The sequence below is a fragment of the Psychroflexus torquis ATCC 700755 genome (assembly GCF_000153485.2).
GTDB lineage: Bacteria > Bacteroidota > Bacteroidia > Flavobacteriales > Flavobacteriaceae > Psychroflexus > Psychroflexus torquis.
The window spans coordinates 3,817,106-3,832,764 of the sequence record NC_018721.1; the positions used below are offsets into that span (position 1 = coordinate 3,817,106).

The 15,659-nt window shown below is 34.1% G+C and carries 14 protein-coding genes; 11 read left to right on the forward strand and 3 right to left on the reverse strand.

Features of this window, described 5'->3' with window-relative positions:
* The first annotated feature begins 136 nt into the window (after positions 1-136).
* Positions 137-2,584, forward strand: a complete 2,448-nt coding sequence (lon, locus tag P700755_RS16405; RefSeq protein ID WP_015025750.1) for an endopeptidase La — start codon at positions 137-139, stop codon at positions 2,582-2,584.
* Between the two features lie 119 nt (positions 2,585-2,703).
* Entirely contained in the window at positions 2,704-3,726 is a 1,023-nt protein-coding gene (porQ, locus tag P700755_RS16410; RefSeq protein ID WP_015025751.1) for a type IX secretion system protein PorQ, read from the forward strand.
* Here the strand turns inward: porQ and P700755_RS16415 are convergent, their stop codons facing one another.
* Positions 3,727-4,719: a formimidoylglutamase gene (locus tag P700755_RS16415; RefSeq protein WP_015025752.1), complete on the reverse strand. Its 993-nt coding sequence runs from the start codon at positions 4,717-4,719 to the stop codon at positions 3,727-3,729.
* A gap of 3 nt (positions 4,720-4,722) precedes the next feature.
* A complete protein-coding gene (gene hutI / locus P700755_RS16420) occupies positions 4,723-5,961 on the reverse strand; it encodes an imidazolonepropionase (RefSeq protein WP_015025753.1) in 1,239 nt (412 codons plus the stop codon).
* A gap of 96 nt (positions 5,962-6,057) precedes the next feature.
* Here hutI and P700755_RS16425 point away from each other — a divergent pair, with 96 nt between their 5' ends.
* The 9 genes from P700755_RS16425 (at position 6,058) to ribB (ending at position 14,851) form a co-directional block, all read left to right on the forward strand.
* Positions 6,058-7,200, forward strand: coding sequence for a trans-sulfuration enzyme family protein (locus tag P700755_RS16425; protein ID WP_015025754.1), 1,143 nt, complete (start codon positions 6,058-6,060; stop codon positions 7,198-7,200).
* A gap of 123 nt (positions 7,201-7,323) precedes the next feature.
* Positions 7,324-7,962: a peroxiredoxin gene (locus P700755_RS16430; RefSeq protein WP_015025755.1), complete on the forward strand. Its 639-nt coding sequence runs from the start codon at positions 7,324-7,326 to the stop codon at positions 7,960-7,962.
* 52 nt (positions 7,963-8,014) lie between these two features.
* Positions 8,015-8,329, forward strand: a complete 315-nt coding sequence (locus P700755_RS16435; protein WP_015025756.1) for a thioredoxin family protein — start codon at positions 8,015-8,017, stop codon at positions 8,327-8,329.
* The gene (locus P700755_RS16440) at positions 8,310-8,558 is read left to right on the forward strand and encodes a DUF6952 family protein (RefSeq protein ID WP_015025757.1); all 249 of its coding nucleotides are present in this window, start codon (positions 8,310-8,312) and stop codon (positions 8,556-8,558) included. The genes P700755_RS16435 and P700755_RS16440 overlap by 20 nt, the downstream gene beginning before the upstream one ends.
* A gap of 101 nt (positions 8,559-8,659) precedes the next feature.
* Complete coding sequence (locus tag P700755_RS16445; RefSeq protein WP_015025758.1) at positions 8,660-9,034, forward strand: diacylglycerol kinase family protein; 375 nt, start codon at positions 8,660-8,662, stop codon at positions 9,032-9,034.
* Between the two features lie 51 nt (positions 9,035-9,085).
* Complete coding sequence (locus tag P700755_RS16450) at positions 9,086-11,494, forward strand: DNA translocase FtsK (RefSeq protein WP_015025759.1); 2,409 nt, start codon at positions 9,086-9,088, stop codon at positions 11,492-11,494.
* 3 nt (positions 11,495-11,497) lie between these two features.
* Positions 11,498-12,151 carry an outer membrane lipoprotein periplasmic chaperone LolA1 gene (lolA1, locus tag P700755_RS16455; RefSeq protein ID WP_015025760.1) on the forward strand — a complete coding sequence of 218 codons (654 nt, stop codon included), beginning with the start codon at positions 11,498-11,500 and terminating at the stop codon, positions 12,149-12,151.
* A gap of 10 nt (positions 12,152-12,161) precedes the next feature.
* Positions 12,162-13,712: an LptF/LptG family permease gene (locus P700755_RS16460; RefSeq protein WP_015025761.1), complete on the forward strand. Its 1,551-nt coding sequence runs from the start codon at positions 12,162-12,164 to the stop codon at positions 13,710-13,712.
* Positions 13,713-13,714: 2 nt separating this feature from the next.
* The gene (gene ribB / locus P700755_RS16465; RefSeq protein ID WP_015025762.1) at positions 13,715-14,851 is read left to right on the forward strand and encodes a 3,4-dihydroxy-2-butanone-4-phosphate synthase; all 1,137 of its coding nucleotides are present in this window, start codon (positions 13,715-13,717) and stop codon (positions 14,849-14,851) included.
* Between the two features lie 47 nt (positions 14,852-14,898).
* Here the strand turns inward: ribB and P700755_RS16470 are convergent, their stop codons facing one another.
* On the reverse strand, positions 14,899-15,603 hold the full coding sequence (locus tag P700755_RS16470; protein WP_015025763.1) for a hypothetical protein: 705 nt from the start codon (positions 15,601-15,603) through the stop codon (positions 14,899-14,901).
* Positions 15,604-15,659 lie beyond the last annotated feature (56 nt).

Here is a 15,659-nt window from a genome sequence, read left to right on the forward strand (position 1 = left end):
ATTTAGCGTGGCATAGGAATTGAACTTACAAGTGAAGAAAGATAATTTCTATTGGGAATCAGTCTTTTCCAAAGAAATCAATATAAAAAAAAGAAGACGAGTCAGTTGTAACTGACATTTTGACAAAAAAATAATTATGGCGAAATCAGGACTATTTAATTTAGATAATTTATCATCTCAGAACATAGACGAGGATGCTGAGCTTATACCCCTAATGACCTCTGAAGACGAAGAAGAAATAAATCGAGAGGATCTTCCCGATGATTTACCAATACTTCCTCTTAAGAATACAGTGTTGTTTCCAGGAGTTGTAATTCCGATCACGGCTGGGAGAGATAAATCTATAAAGTTGATTAACGATGCAAATAACGGAAATAAAACTATTGGTGTTGTAGCTCAAACCAATGATGACGAAGAGCACCCTTCCTATGCAGGTATTCATAAAGTAGGTGTGGTGGCTAGAATCCTAAGGGTTTTAAAAATGCCAGATGGAAATACAACGGTCATTATTCAAGGAAAAAAACGCTTTAAAATTACAGAACTGGTTAGTGATCAACCGTATTTAAAATGTAAAGTTGAAGAATTTGAAGAGCTTAAACCGGAGTCTGACGACAACGAGTTCGAAACTATTATAGACTCCGTAAAAGACCTTTCTCTAAGAATTATAAAGGATAGCCCAAATATTCCGTCAGAGGCCTCCTTTGCTATTAAGAATATTGAGAGTTCTTCATTTCTAATCAATTTTGTTTCTTCCAATATGAATGTAGATGTTGAGGATAAACAAAAACTTTTGGAAACCAGTGACCTAAAAGAAAGAGCGCTTTCCACTTTGAAATATATGAATCTGGAGTTTCAAAAACTCGAGCTAAAGAATGACATACAGTCAAAGGTGCAAAATGACATGAGTCAGCAGCAGCGTGAATACTTCCTTCACCAACAGATGAAAACCATTCAAGAAGAATTGGGAGGGGTTTCTTCTGAAGGAGAAGTAGATGACATGCGCGAACGTGCTAAAGCAAAAGAATGGAAAGAAACTGTTGAAACGCATTTCAATAAAGAATTGGGTAAATTACAAAAAATGAACCCCCAAGTGGCCGAATATTCTATTCAGCGAAACTATTTAGATTTATTTTTGGATCTTCCTTGGGATCACTACAGTGACGATATTTTCGATTTAAAACGAGCCCAGAAAGTTTTGGACAGAGATCACTATGGATTAGAAGATGTTAAGAGAAGAATTATAGAATACCTTGCTGTCCTTAAATTAAGAAAAGACATGAAATCCCCAATTCTCTGTCTTTATGGTCCTCCTGGTGTAGGAAAAACATCTTTGGGTAAGTCTATTGCAGAAGCTTTGGGTAGAAAATATGCTAGAGTTTCTCTTGGTGGGTTAAGAGACGAAGCAGAAGTACGCGGACATCGAAAAACCTATATTGGAGCAATGCCAGGTAGAATTATACAGAGTCTTAAAAAAGCGGGTACTGGTAACCCTGTTTTCGTTTTAGATGAAATCGACAAAATAGGGAATAGTCACCAAGGTGATCCTTCGTCTGCTTTGCTAGAAGTATTAGATCCAGAACAAAATAACGATTTTCATGATAACTTTTTGGAAGTCGGTTACGATTTATCCAAAGTTATGTTCGTAGCAACGGCCAACAATCTTGCAACAATTCATCCTGCTTTAAGGGATAGAATGGAGATCATTAACGTTAGTGGATATACAGTGGAGGAAAAAATTGAAATTGCTAAGCGTCATTTAGTACCTAAACAGATTTCCGAACATGGAATTAAAAAAGAAGATATCAAGCTAGGAAAACAACAGCTTGAAAAAATAATAGAAGGATACACAAGAGAATCAGGAGTTAGAAACCTTGAAAAACAGGTTGCTAAAGTAATTAGAAATATCGCTAAGAATATTGCGATGGAAGAAGACTATGACGTTAAAGTCTCCGATGGAGCTGTTGAAAAAATATTAGGTCCTTCCCGCCCAAGAAATTCTTACGAAAATAATGATGTCGCCGGTGTTGTCACAGGTTTAGCTTGGACTAGTGTAGGTGGTGAAATCTTATTTATTGAATCCATTTTATCTAAAGGAAAAGGAAATCTTAGCATTACAGGTAATTTGGGTAAAGTGATGAAGGAGTCGGCCACTATTGCCATGGAATACATTAAATCCAATGCTGAAAAATTTGATTTGAATACAGATATTTTCACCAATTATAATGTTCATATCCACGTTCCTGAAGGGGCAACTCCAAAAGATGGACCTAGTGCTGGTGTAACGATGTTAACTTCCTTAGTCTCTTTATTTACTCAGCGTAAAATCAAAAAGAATTTAGCCATGACAGGAGAAATTACCTTAAGAGGTAAGATACTTCCTGTTGGTGGTATAAAAGAGAAAATTCTTGCTGCTAAGCGAGCTAAAATTAAAGAGATTATTTTATGCGAAGATAATCGTAAGGATATTGAGGAAATCAAAGAAGATTATCTCAAGGGACTTAAGATTAATTATGTTAGTGAGATGCATGAAGTTTTAGACTTAGCTCTCCTAAAGCAAAAGGTAAAAGACGCTAAAATTTTATAGTTTACTCAAGCTTTAATTTTAAAAACCAGATGATTAAATCATCTGGTTTTTTTATGGTTGATTCATTTCAAAATAAATTACATTGCAATACGTTTCAATACTGAGCAGTATAGACTTTAATGAAATTCAAATTACTTTTTTTACTATTTATTTTCAGTGTAACTTGGTCTACTAAGGCACAAATTGGTGGGCAAAATACCTATCAATTTTTAAATTTGCCTGTTTCTCCAAAAGTTTCAGCTCTTGGTGGGAAAAATATCACTTCCTATTCATTTGACCCTTCAGATGCAATGGCAAATCCAGCCTTAATCAATTTTGACATGCATAACCAAATGTCAGTGAATTACATGAACTATTTTGCAGATGTCAATTACGGAACTGCCTCTTATGCTTATGATATTGGAAGAAGAACCCAAATTATCCAAGCTGGAGTGACTTTTATTGATTACGGGAGGTTTGAAGGATTTGATGAAGCTGGTAATTCAACATCAAAATTTGGTGGGTCTGAAGCTGCATTATCCGTAGGATATTCTAGGCGAATTGGCAGGTCTGATTATTACGTAGGGGTGAATCTTAAACTTATTTCTTCTAGTTTAGAACAATATTCTTCCTTTGCAGGAGCTGCAGATGTTGGGGTAAGTTATATTTATCCAGAATGGGATTTAATTATTTCTGGTGTGGTGAGGAATTTTGGAACTCAATTTAAAGCCTTTAACGATGTCAGAGAATCAATGCCCTTTGAAGTTGTTCTAGGAATTTCCCAAAAACTAAAAAAAGCGCCAATCCGATGGCACGTTACTTTAGAAAACTTACAACAATGGAATCTTTCATTCCGAAACACGGCAAGAGATATTGAGGATTTAACTGGAAACGTAACTACAGACGATCCTAGTTTCATCAATAACGCACTTAGACATACTATACTTGGTGCAGAACTATTTCCTGATGGAGGATTCAGCATTCAGTTGGGATATAATTTTAGAAGGGGTGAAGAATTAAGAATACAAGATCAAAGAGCGTTTTCTGGACTTACAGGAGGAGTGAGTATTAAACTTAATAAATTAAGGTTTAGCTATTCTTACGCAAGATTTAATAGAGCTGCAAGTTCAAGCTTTTTTGGATTGAATATAAATCTTCAATAATCAATCATCATCTCTTATAAAATCAGAAACAAAATAACTTATAGCCTTTCCTATGGTTTTATCTTTTGAAGCATCTGCTTCACATATGTGAAAATAATGAACTTGTTCTTTTTTGATGAGTTTAATAAACGTTCTAATGTCTCTAATGCTAAATCCAGAGGGTGTTTCTGCACTAGAATTCATTCCGCCAATAGCATCGCAATCCAACTCGAAACCAAACGTCCTATTTAAAAAATCGACTCCATTTTTTAGCCTGACGCATTTATCCAGTGTAGTAAGGTGCAAGCCATCTTCGTATAGAAAATAGTTGAGAACTTTTTCGTGATCTATAAAGTCAAATATTTCTTGTGACGTATAGTTCTTATGTAGCCCAAATACATGGTATTTGTTTAAATAGTCTTCCTCAAAGGCATACCTAAAGCCGTTGCCACTATGCCTGTAATCTGGGATTCTTAAATCGGTATGGGCATCGATATTTAAAACATTTATTGGTTTATCTAGAGCAGTGGAAGTCCCTTTTATAATGCCATAGCAGTTATTATGACCACCTCCAATTACGATAGGAGTTTTGCCCGACTCTACGATAGCTTTTACGACTGCAGTTACCACACTGTCTATTTTGGTAACAATATCTCCTAATTGATTTTCATAATTTTCAGATTTGGGATTTAAAGATTCTGCTTCTTCATAAAAACTATCGCAATTTATTTGGCCAAGGAGAACAAGGTTGTCTGGACGATTGAATTTATTATTTTGAATATTTAATAAGGAAGATAAAACATGTTGAAATGTTTTTGAAGTTCCTGGTTTCCCGAAATTGGCTATGACTCCAAGATCCTCTGGTATTCCAAATAAAACATATCCGGCACCGCATTCAGCTAGTTGATCTAGTTCTGAAACGGTTTTAACACCTTCACCAAACTTTGTTTCGTTTTCTCTATGCTTAATGAACTTAGAAATATCTGAGGTGTTAAAAAAAGTAAAATTTTCCATAGATTAAGAAATAAGTTGTCCAGAAATCCAAACGCTTTCAATACAGTTAGAACCAAACGCGTAAGGAAGTGTACGATAAGATGGAATTTTTTTGGTGATGATAAAACTAGCTAATTTTCCTCGCGTAATACTCCCTACTTTATCTTGTAAGTCCAAAGCAAAAGAAGCATTAAATGTGGCTGCATTTATAGCTTCTTCCGGGGTGAGTTTCATTTTAATACAAGCTAAGGCAACAATAAAATTCATATTTCCTGAGGGTGAACTTCCAGGATTAAAATCGGAAGCCAAAACTAAAGGTAGATTATTATCGATGATATGTCTACCCGGAGTATAAGGGATTTCCAAAAAGAAAGAGCATCCTGGTAAAGCTACAGGGATTGTAGTTCCCTTTTTTAAGGCTAAAACATCATCTTCAGTTAATTCTTCCAAGTGATCTACAGTAAGTGCACCAAGCTCTGAAGCTAATTTTACTCCTCCAAAACTATTAAATTGATTGACGTGTATTTTAACCTTTAAGTTATGTTTTTGACCTGCTTTTATCAATCGTTCTGTATCCTCTAAATCAAAATAGCCTTTTTCACAAAAAACGTCAATGTAGTCGGCCAAACCTTGTTTAGCAACTCTGGGCAATATAGTGTCAATAACCATGGCTAAATAAGTCCCTTTTTGATCTTTGTACTCTTTAGGAACAGCATGTGCCGCAAGAAATGTTGCTTTAATTGGAAGTGTATAATTATCTTTTAAGGCTTTGATAACCTTCAGCATTTTCAACTCAGCATCTGAGGTAAGTCCGTATCCAGATTTTATCTCAACAGCACCAGTCCCTAGTTGCATGATTTCCTTAAGTCTCACTTCTGTCTCAGCATATAATTTTTCAAAACTAGTCGCTTGTAACTTTTTTGCGGAATTGAGAATTCCTCCACCTTTTTGAGCGATATCTTCATAAGATAAGCCATCGATCCTATCTGCAAATTCGTCTTCTCTATGTCCCGAATAGACTAAGTGAGTATGAGAATCTACCCAAGTAGGTAAAATAAACTTACCGCTACAATCTATGACTTCAGCCGTAATTGTATCAGGAGCAGAACTCATAGATCCGAAATCGATAATTTTATCTTCTTTTATATGCAAAAATGCCATGTCTATCTTAGGGAGATTCGACATACTTCCTCCCTTCAAAATTTCGCTTCCAGGTTCTCTTACTTGTAAAAGAGATTTGATATTTATAAATAAATGTTCCATAGTTGGTAAATATATAAAAAAGTGTTAATACTGAAATTAAACTGCTCTCAATTTAAAGTTACGGGTAAACCCATTAAATTTGAAAAAAAAAAGAAAATGCAAAAAGGCTTAAATACAATTTGTGTTCATAGTGGTGATGTAAAAGACACCATTTATAAAGGAGCTGTTTCTCCACTATATATGTCTACAGCTTATGCTTATGAAGGTCTAGAAACTTCTATCTATCCTAGATATTTTAATAGTCCCAACCAATATTTTTTAGCAAAAAAAATAGCTGAATTGGAGCATGCTGAGTCAGCCCTTATATTTGGAAGTGGAATGGCAGCCATAACTACAGCTATGTTGAGTGTATTGGAATCTGGAGATCACGTTATTCTTCAAAATCAGATTTATGGGGGAACTCGCAATTTTATTATTGAAGAATGTCATCGCTATGGAATAAGTTTTGATTTCATCGACGTGAATAATTTGACACTTTTGGAGTCTACTGTAAAACCTGAGACTAAATTACTTTACATAGAAACTCCCTCAAATCCCTTATTGGAAATAACAGACCTTAAATTAGTATCTAAATTTGCAAAGGAAAAAGGTATCTTAACAATGGCCGATAATACGTTCGCCAGTCCTATTAATCAAAGACCACTCGATCTTGGAATTGATATTGTTTTACACAGTGCCACCAAATATCTTGGGGGGCATAGTGATATTACGGCTGGCGCTGTAGCATCTACAGAAGCTATTATGAATAAAGTATTTTCTAAAGCAAAGAATTTTGGAGGAAGTCTCGCGGACCAAACCGTTTGGTTACTTGAGCGAAGTATGAAAACACTTAACCTAAGAGTCAAACAGCAAACCCAAAATGCCATGGATATGGCAGAGTTTCTTGAGAATTCTAGTTTTGTAGATAAAGTCTATTACCCAGGTTTAGAATCAAATCCTCAGCACCAATTAGCTAAAGACCAAATGTTGGGTTTTGGAGGAATGCTATCTTTCGAATTAAATGAAAAGCGTGATACTGTCAAATTCTTTGATTCTTTAAAAATGATTAAAAACGTTTTAAGCTTAGGAGGAGTAGAGAGCACGGTTTTATCTCCAGAAAAAACATCTCATTCTTTGTTGACTGCAGAAGAACGTCATGCTCAAGGCATTAAATCTAATCTTATACGTTTTTCTGTAGGTATTGAAGATACTCAAGATCTAAAACAAGATTTGCTAATGGCTTTTTCTTCAGATCATTAGAGAAGATTCTAGCTATAAACTAAACTTATCTAGCTATAAGAATAGATTTTAAAACTTCCATGTTTAAATCTAACTTATGTTATATTTTTGTAGTGAAGTTATTAATAAATAAAACCAAACAATATGTCTATAGTAGGAAAAAAATTTCCAGATTTAAAAGTTAATGCCATTGATGAAATGGGGGATACTTTTGAAATTAATATTTTAGAGAAAGCAAAAAAAGAAAATAAAAAAATCGTGCTTTTCTGGTACCCTAAAGATTTTACTTATGTGTGCCCAACAGAATTACATGCCTTCCAAGACGCTTTACCAGAATTTGAGAAAAAGAATACTATAGTAATAGGAGCATCTTGTGATACTGCAGAAGTTCATTTTGCTTGGTTAAATACTCCTAAAGATGATGGAGGTATTGAAGGTGTTACATACCCAATTATTTCGGATTCTAATAGAAACTTAAGTTCTAGATTAGGTATACTAGATATCACCAATGAAAGATATGACGATGAGGATGGACATCTTACAGTAGATGGAGATAATGTTACTTATAGAGCAACATACCTAATCGACGAAGAAGGATTGGTATTTCACGAAGGTGTAAATTTCTTTCCAGTAGGGCGTAACGTCAATGAATTTTTAAGAATGATTGATGCGTATACTCACGTACAGAAACACGGAGAAGTTTGTCCTGCAAACTGGGAAGAAGGTAAAGAAAGCATGAAAGCAGATAGAAAAGGAGTTTCTTCTTATTTATCAAGTAACTAAAATAATTTTGGCTAGGCCTCACTAGGTCTAGCCTAACTTAAAATCATAAATTATGTTTCTAGAATTAGATCAAGATAATTTGGCAGATTCTTTAAAAAATAACGATACAGTTGTTGTACAATATTCAGCAACATGGTGTGGGAATTGTAGATTGATGAAGCCAAAATTTAAAAAATTAGCGAAAGAGAATGAAGGTATTCAATTCATTATTGTAGATGCAGAAAAATTCCCTGAATCTAGAAAATTGGCGACTGTGGATAACTTACCAACTTTTGCGACGTTTAAAAATGGAGAATTTAAAAACCAAGTTCAAACTAATAAATTTGAATCTTTAAAAGAATTAGTAGATGAAGTTACCAGTAATTAAACATTTTCAAAAGAATAACGATGCTCAGAAATTAGAGCATACTATTGAGGTTTTAGAATCTTTTTGTGAACATAGATCCGTTACAGATGAAGAAATGGACATTATAGGCGAAATCATAACAAATATCGCTGGAGCCATAGAAATGGATAAAATGGTTAAAGATGGCATGTCAGAAAAAGACGCAGGCAATACTTTTGCAAAAAGAGTTTTGGGTTCCATAGACAAATAGATTTTATCTCAATCTTAGATTAAAAAAAGAAACTGATATTCAGTTTCTTTTTTTATTTGTGCCTATTTTAGATCCATGAAATCAATTAGATTAGTCAATCAATGTTTAGCAAGAAAATAATAGTTGAACGCCTAAAATCTCTTGTCTTCGCTTCTAAAGGATTGTGGATATTGGTTTTAAAAGAAGACAGTTTTAAATACCAACTTTTAAGTTGTCTTTTAGCTATTTTAGCTGGCTTTTATTTTGAAATTACTAAAGCTGAATGGTTAGCTCAATTGGGGATTATGGCTCTGGTTCTAGGTCTTGAAGGATTAAATACAGCGATAGAAGAGTTAGCGAATTTTGTCCAGCCTAATCAGGATGAGGCTATAGCAAAAGTAAAAGATCTTGCGGCAGGGGCAGTCTTGATTGCAGGTCTATTTGCATTGGTTATGGGTTTGGTGATTTATATTCCTTATTTTGTCGCACTATTTTGATTAGTTTAAGCGTTTAATATTTGTATTTTTGTCTCGTACGATATTATCTTTATGACCAAAACTAAACGCCCTATTAAGTCCAAGGCTAAACAAACTAAACCTAAGGTTAAATTCAAGGTTTCTAAGCGCACCAAAATTATTTTTGGGAGTTTTCTTATGCTCTTTGCAATTGGATTATTCATTTCTTTTGTTTCTTATTTCTTCAATTGGCAAGCAGATCAATCCTTAATGGCTAATGTCTTAGATAGAACCGAATCTTCTAATAATTGGCTCAATAAGTTTGGAGCTTATATAAGTCATTCATTCATTTACAAAGGCTTTGGTATATCTATCTTGAGTCTTCCTGTCATGCTCTTTTTTACGGGGATGTACTTATTCTTGAATCTAAAATTATTTAAACTGAGAACTTTATGGTTTTGGGGGGCATATGTTATTCTATGGTTTTCACTCCTTTTGGGTTTTTTCGCTTCTTCAAACCCTATTTTAGGAGGAGTAGTTGGATTTGAACTGAACGATTTTCTTCAAGATTATATCGGTAAACTCGGAGTTACACTTATTTTGATTTTTACGTTAATCATTTATTTGGTTTCTAGATTACACCTCACTCCAGATGCTTTATCAAAATCGTATTCAAAGCAAAAGAAACAAGTTAAAGATGAGGTTTCTGAAGTGGAGTTCCAACGTAAACCTACTTCAGAAGATATCAACAAAGAGGTTGAAATTGTCATTCATAAAAATAATCAAGACTCTACAAAAGAGCTTAACGTTGATAAAGATGTAGAAATTGAAAACTCTTATAGCGAGAAAATTCCAAATGAGTCCAAAGAAGAAAAAGAGGAAATTGATACAAAACCTGAAGAACAAGACGATGTTGAGATGGAAGTAGAAACCACTGAAGATGAGGGGGAAACTGACCAACTTAGTCGAAAACTTGTTGAAGATTTTGGTGAATTTGATCCTACTTTAGAGCTTGCAAACTATCGGTTTCCCAGTATAGAGTTGCTCAAGGATTACAATTCTGGTCGAGGCATTACTATCGATCAAAAAGAATTGGAACAGAATAAAAATAATATTGTAGATACGCTTAAGAATTATAAAATTGAAATTGCTCAAATAAAAGCTACCGTTGGTCCTACAGTTACTTTATATGAGATTGTTCCAGAGGCTGGTATCCGAATCTCAAAAATTAAAAATCTTGAAGACGACATTGCTTTGTCACTTTCTGCCCTTGGGATACGGATTATAGCTCCAATCCCAGGACGGGGAACCATAGGAATAGAAGTTCCAAATCAAAACCCATCGGTTGTGCCTATGCGTTCTGTTGTTGCTTCCAATAAATTTCAAAACGCAGAGATGGAGCTACCAATTGCTATGGGTAAAACCATCTCCAATGAAACCTACACAGTAGATCTTGCTAAAATGCCACACTTGCTTATGGCTGGAGCTACAGGCCAAGGTAAGTCGGTTGGTTTAAATGTAATCTTGACGTCACTTTTATATCAAAAACATCCTGCTGAGGTGAAATTTATTTTAGTAGATCCCAAGAAAGTAGAATTAACTCTTTTCAATAAAATTGAAAGGCATTATTTAGCTAAGCTTCCAGATACTGAAGAGGCTATTATTACAGATAACACAAAAGTAATTGACACTTTAAATTCATTATGTATCGAAATGGACAATCGATATAATCTACTTAAAGATGCGTTGGTGAGAAACATCAAAGAGTACAATACAAAATTTAAGGCTAGAAAATTAAATCCAGAAAATGGACATAAATTCCTTCCTTATATTGTGTTGGTCGTCGATGAATTTGCAGATTTAATAATGACTGCTGGTAAAGAAGTAGAAACGCCAATCGCAAGATTGGCCCAATTGGCAAGAGCGATAGGGATACACTTAATTATTGCCACCCAAAGGCCTTCTGTGAATGTTATTACAGGAATGATAAAAGCTAACTTTCCAGCCAGAATGGCGTTTAGAGTTACATCTAAAATCGATTCAAGAACAATTTTAGATGCTGGAGGTGCAGATCAGCTTATAGGTAGAGGAGATATGTTGTTTACCCAAGGTAATGATTTGATTCGATTGCAGTGCGCTTTTGTAGACACCCCTGAGGTGGAGCGAATTACAGACTTTATTGGCTCACAAAAGGCCTATCCCGATGCTTATCTATTACCCGAGTATTCTGGCGAGGACTCTGGCACAGGTGTTGATAATGATATCGAAGATAGAGACAAGCTATTTAAAGACGCTGCAGAAGTTATTATTAATGCACAGCAGGGTTCAGCATCCCTTTTACAAAGAAAATTAAAACTTGGTTATAACAGAGCTGGAAGAATTATTGATCAATTGGAAGCTGCAGGGATTGTAGGTCCTTTTGAAGGAAGTAAAGCCAGACAAGTTTTGGTTCCAGATTTTATAGCCCTAGAAGAATTACTTAAAAACGAACAAAATTCATAATCCATGAAAAAAATTGCACTATCAACTTTTATTATATTTACTTTTTTCTTGAGTCATAGCATAGTAGCCCAAGATGATCCTGAAGCTAAAAAGCTTGTAAAAGAGGTTCTTAATAAAGTAGAATCTTACGATAATCTAGTTATTGACTTTAGTTATACTTTAGAAAACCAAGAGCAGAATCTTAAACAAGAAACCAGAGGAGATGTGAGTATAAAAGGAGACAAGTATGTTTTAAACTTGATGGGAACAACTCAAATTTTTGATGGAAAGAAAATATATACCATTGTTCCAGAAGACGAAGAAGTGACTATTTCTTTATACGATGAAATGGATACAGAACAAATCACTCCCTCCAAAATGTTGACTTTTTACAAAGAAGGATACCGTTTCAAAATGGATATTATCCAAGATGTTAAAGGAAGAAAAATTCAATATGTGGAATTGATTCCTATGGATTCAAAAAATGAAATGAAGCAAATCCTCTTAGGAATAGATCGACAAACCAAGCATATTTTTAACTTAATCCAGGTTCAGCCTGGGGATACGAAAATTGAGATCCGAGTGACTAAGTTTAAAACTAATGAACCACTTTCAGCAAATCATTTTCAATTTCAAAGATCAAAATATGCGGATTATTATATCAATGAACTAGATTAAAAATTAAGTATTGAAAATTTTAGACCGCTATATTCTAGTTTCTTTTGTAAAAACATTCTTATCTGTTTTTACAATTTTGATGCTAATTTTTATTCTTCAATCGGTTTGGAGGTTTATCGAGGAATTTGCTGGTAAAGACATCGACTTAGAAATCATTTCGAGGTTTTTACTCTTCCTGCTTCCCAACCTTATTCCCATGGTTCTCCCGCTAACCATTTTGCTGACGTCCATCATGACTTTTGGGAGTTTTGCAGAGCAATATGAATTTGCAGCGATGAAGTCTGCCGGTATTTCTCTTCAAAGAGCTATGCGAAGCCTAATTGTATTTATTCTGCTTCTTGGTGCAGTCACTTTTTATTTTGCTAATACTGTTATTCCCTATGCTGAAGGCAAGGTGTTGAACATGCGTAAAAATATTGCTCAAGTAAAACCGTCTTTGGCTATTATAGAGGGAGCATTTAATGATATGGGAAATATCAATATAAAAGTAAATAAAAAAAGTGGCCCTGACGGTCGTAATCTTGACGATGTCATTATTCATAAAAAATCAGAGAACAGAGTTGGAAATTACACAGTGATAAAAGCAGATCATGGTGTATTGGAATCTGCAGAAACTTCTAGTGTTTTATCTTTAGTCTTGTACGATGGAAACTATTACGATGAAGTCCCTACAAAAACTTACCAGCAAAAGCTAAAGGCACCCTTTGTGAAAAGTGCCTTTGATAAATATATTTTGAACATAGATTTATCAGGTTTCAATGATGTAGATTTAGATGATGAGAGTTTGAAACATCCCTACAAGATGCTAAATACAAGTGAGCTAAGAATTCAGTTGGATTCTTTTTCAATTGATTATGTAAAAGGTAGAGAACGTCTCAATAGATTAATAAACCAAAGGAGTGGTCTCCAAAGAACTTTAAACTCTGCTATTAAACTTGATAGTTCTAGCAGAAGAAAGATCAACCAAACTATAGTAGACCAAACAGGCAGAGATTCTATTTTAAGTGCAGATCAAGAAAAAGATAGCCAATATAATGTTTATAAAGATTTTTCCATAGATAGTTTGTTCTGGGAATATCCTTACAGACAGAGATCTCAGATTTTTAATGTCGCTACAAACTCTGTCAATAGTATTACACCTCAGATCATTTCCAAAAAAAATCAGTTTAAACGAAAAGAAATTCTCTTAAATAAAATTGAAATGGCTATGCATAGTAAATATGCTTTGCCTTTTGCTTGCATTATTCTATTCTTTGTAGGAGCTCCATTAGGGGCTATTATAAGAAAAGGAGGACTCGGATTACCAATGGTTATTGCTGTTATAGTGTTTTTGACCTACCATTTTATAGGATTGTTTGCAGGAAATAGCGCAGAAGGAGGAAGTTTATCTCCATTTCTGGGATCTTGGTTATCTACCATTATTCTTTTTCCTTTGAGTATTTATTTAACTTACAGAGCAACAACTGATCAAGGATTTGTGAATCTAGATTTTATAGCTGTTCCTTTAGATAAGTTGGTTAAAAATATAAAATCAAAAGTTTTTAATATTAGAAAAAAATAAAAATGAAACATAGTAAAATAAGATTGGATTCTATACAAGAAGCCATAGATGATGTAAGAGCAGGAAAAATCATCATAGTTGTGGATGATGAAGATAGAGAAAACGAGGGCGACTTTTTGGCAGCAGCAGAGAAGGTAACTCCAGAGATAATCAATTTTATGGCGAAGTATGGAAGAGGCCTTATTTGCTCACCTTTAACTGAAGGACGTTGTAAAAAATTAAATCTCACCACTATGGTCGGTAATAATACCGATCCTATGGAAACAGCGTTTACAGTTTCTGTAGATCTTAGAGGTAAGGGGGTGACTACAGGTATTTCTGCATCAGATCGGTCTACAACCATACAAGCTTTATGCAACGATGAGACACGACCACATGATTTAAATAGGCCTGGACACATCTTTCCACTCATAGCAAAAGAAGGTGGAGTTTTACGAAGAACTGGGCATACAGAGGCCTCTATAGATTTTGCTAGACTTGCTGGTTTAAAACCTGCTGGGGTTATTTGTGAGATCATGAATGAAAATGGAAGTATGGCTAGACTTCCAGAATTAGTTGAAGTCGCGAAAGAACACGGTCTTAAATTAGTTTCTATAGAGGATTTAGTAGCCTACAGAATGCAGCACGATTCTCTTATTGAAAAATCTGAAGATTTTGAACTGAATACAAGATTTGGTCAATTTAGATTAAGAGCTTATCACCAAACTACAAATGATCAGGTTCATTTGGCCTTAACTAAAGGAACTTGGAAGATTGATGAGCCAGTTCTAGTGAGAATGAATTCAACCTTAGTAAATAGTGATATTTTAGGAACACTTACCAACAATTCTGATCAAAAGCTTGACAGTATGTTTAAGCAATTGAATGTGGAAGGCAAAGGAGCTATAGTTTTTATAAACCAAGATATACAAGGGTTTAATTTAATATCTAGGTTAAAGGCACTTAAACTAAATCAAAGTGAAGGTGATATTGCTAAAGCACCTAGAGTAGTTATGGATGAAAAAGATTTTGGCATTGGAGCTCAAATTTTACACGATGTGGGGGTTCATAAAATAAAATTGATGTCCAACACAAAACATAAAAAAAGAGTGGGGATGATAGGGTATGGCCTTGAAATTATTGATTACGTAAATTACTAACCTAAATTAATAAAGAATTCCCTTTTCTCACTAAAGGGAATTCTTTATTAAAATCTTATCCAGCGTTCTTGGATATAATCTCCTTTAGAACTCTTACCGCTATGGGTCCATATATTTTTTTTAATTTCTTTTTCAAAGCTTAATGTATCACCAACCATTTTTTGATTTTTAGAGAAAAAATGGATAAATTCGAAATGTTTTTTATTCTTTAATTCCCATTGTCCACCACTAGATCCAAAGAATTGTCCAGTCCTGCTATTCAGTGCTAATACTTGATAGTAATTATTGGTCAAAAGCTTCAAGGTCTTTCGGGGACTATCTTCAATAGTTATCCAATTAGAATCTCTGAATGTTTGATGAATTTTCCAACAAGTCACATTATCATTATCGGCATCATCAATTCTTATCCATTTTTCAATAGTATTTGAATTTATATCCTTTAAGTTCAAAGAATCTCCTTTTATTTCATAATTATGATTAAAAAAATTTCCAGTAATCGCCGCTGATTCTGAATGGATTTCTAAATTCTCCATATAGTCATAATCATTTATAAAATAAGTCCCACCAGAGGCTGATATAAATTCACCAGAATTTTTTAAAATGGTCGAGGATGTAAAATAAGAATCACTATACAGTTTAATGGTTCTTTGTTGACTTTCAGAATCGGTTATTTTTTCCCATGCTCCATTCAAACTTTGAGCGAAGATTAAATTGGAAAATAAAACAAGGAATAGAATTAAAATTGCTTTCATATTCTTATATATTAGGATTAATATAAAAAAACCCACAGGAAAGTGGGTTTTTTTAA

Excerpts from the sequence above, each read along its gene's own strand:
- lon (WP_015025750.1), top strand. The coding sequence starts at position 137 with ATGGCGAAATCAGGACTATTTAATTTAGATAATTTATCATCTCAGAAC.
- porQ (WP_015025751.1), top strand. The coding sequence starts at position 2,704 with ATGAAATTCAAATTACTTTTTTTACTATTTATTTTCAGTGTAACTTGG.
- P700755_RS16415 (WP_015025752.1), bottom strand. The coding sequence starts at position 4,719 with ATGGAAAATTTTACTTTTTTTAACACCTCAGATATTTCTAAGTTCATT.
- hutI (WP_015025753.1), bottom strand. The coding sequence starts at position 5,961 with ATGGAACATTTATTTATAAATATCAAATCTCTTTTACAAGTAAGAGAA.
- P700755_RS16425 (WP_015025754.1), top strand. The coding sequence starts at position 6,058 with ATGCAAAAAGGCTTAAATACAATTTGTGTTCATAGTGGTGATGTAAAA.
- P700755_RS16430 (WP_015025755.1), top strand. The coding sequence starts at position 7,324 with ATGTCTATAGTAGGAAAAAAATTTCCAGATTTAAAAGTTAATGCCATT.
- P700755_RS16435 (WP_015025756.1), top strand. The coding sequence starts at position 8,015 with ATGTTTCTAGAATTAGATCAAGATAATTTGGCAGATTCTTTAAAAAAT.
- P700755_RS16440 (WP_015025757.1), top strand. The coding sequence starts at position 8,310 with ATGAAGTTACCAGTAATTAAACATTTTCAAAAGAATAACGATGCTCAG.
- P700755_RS16445 (WP_015025758.1), top strand. The coding sequence starts at position 8,660 with ATGTTTAGCAAGAAAATAATAGTTGAACGCCTAAAATCTCTTGTCTTC.
- P700755_RS16450 (WP_015025759.1), top strand. The coding sequence starts at position 9,086 with ATGACCAAAACTAAACGCCCTATTAAGTCCAAGGCTAAACAAACTAAA.
- lolA1 (WP_015025760.1), top strand. The coding sequence starts at position 11,498 with ATGAAAAAAATTGCACTATCAACTTTTATTATATTTACTTTTTTCTTG.
- ribB (WP_015025762.1), top strand. The coding sequence starts at position 13,715 with ATGAAACATAGTAAAATAAGATTGGATTCTATACAAGAAGCCATAGAT.
- P700755_RS16470 (WP_015025763.1), bottom strand. The coding sequence starts at position 15,603 with ATGAAAGCAATTTTAATTCTATTCCTTGTTTTATTTTCCAATTTAATC.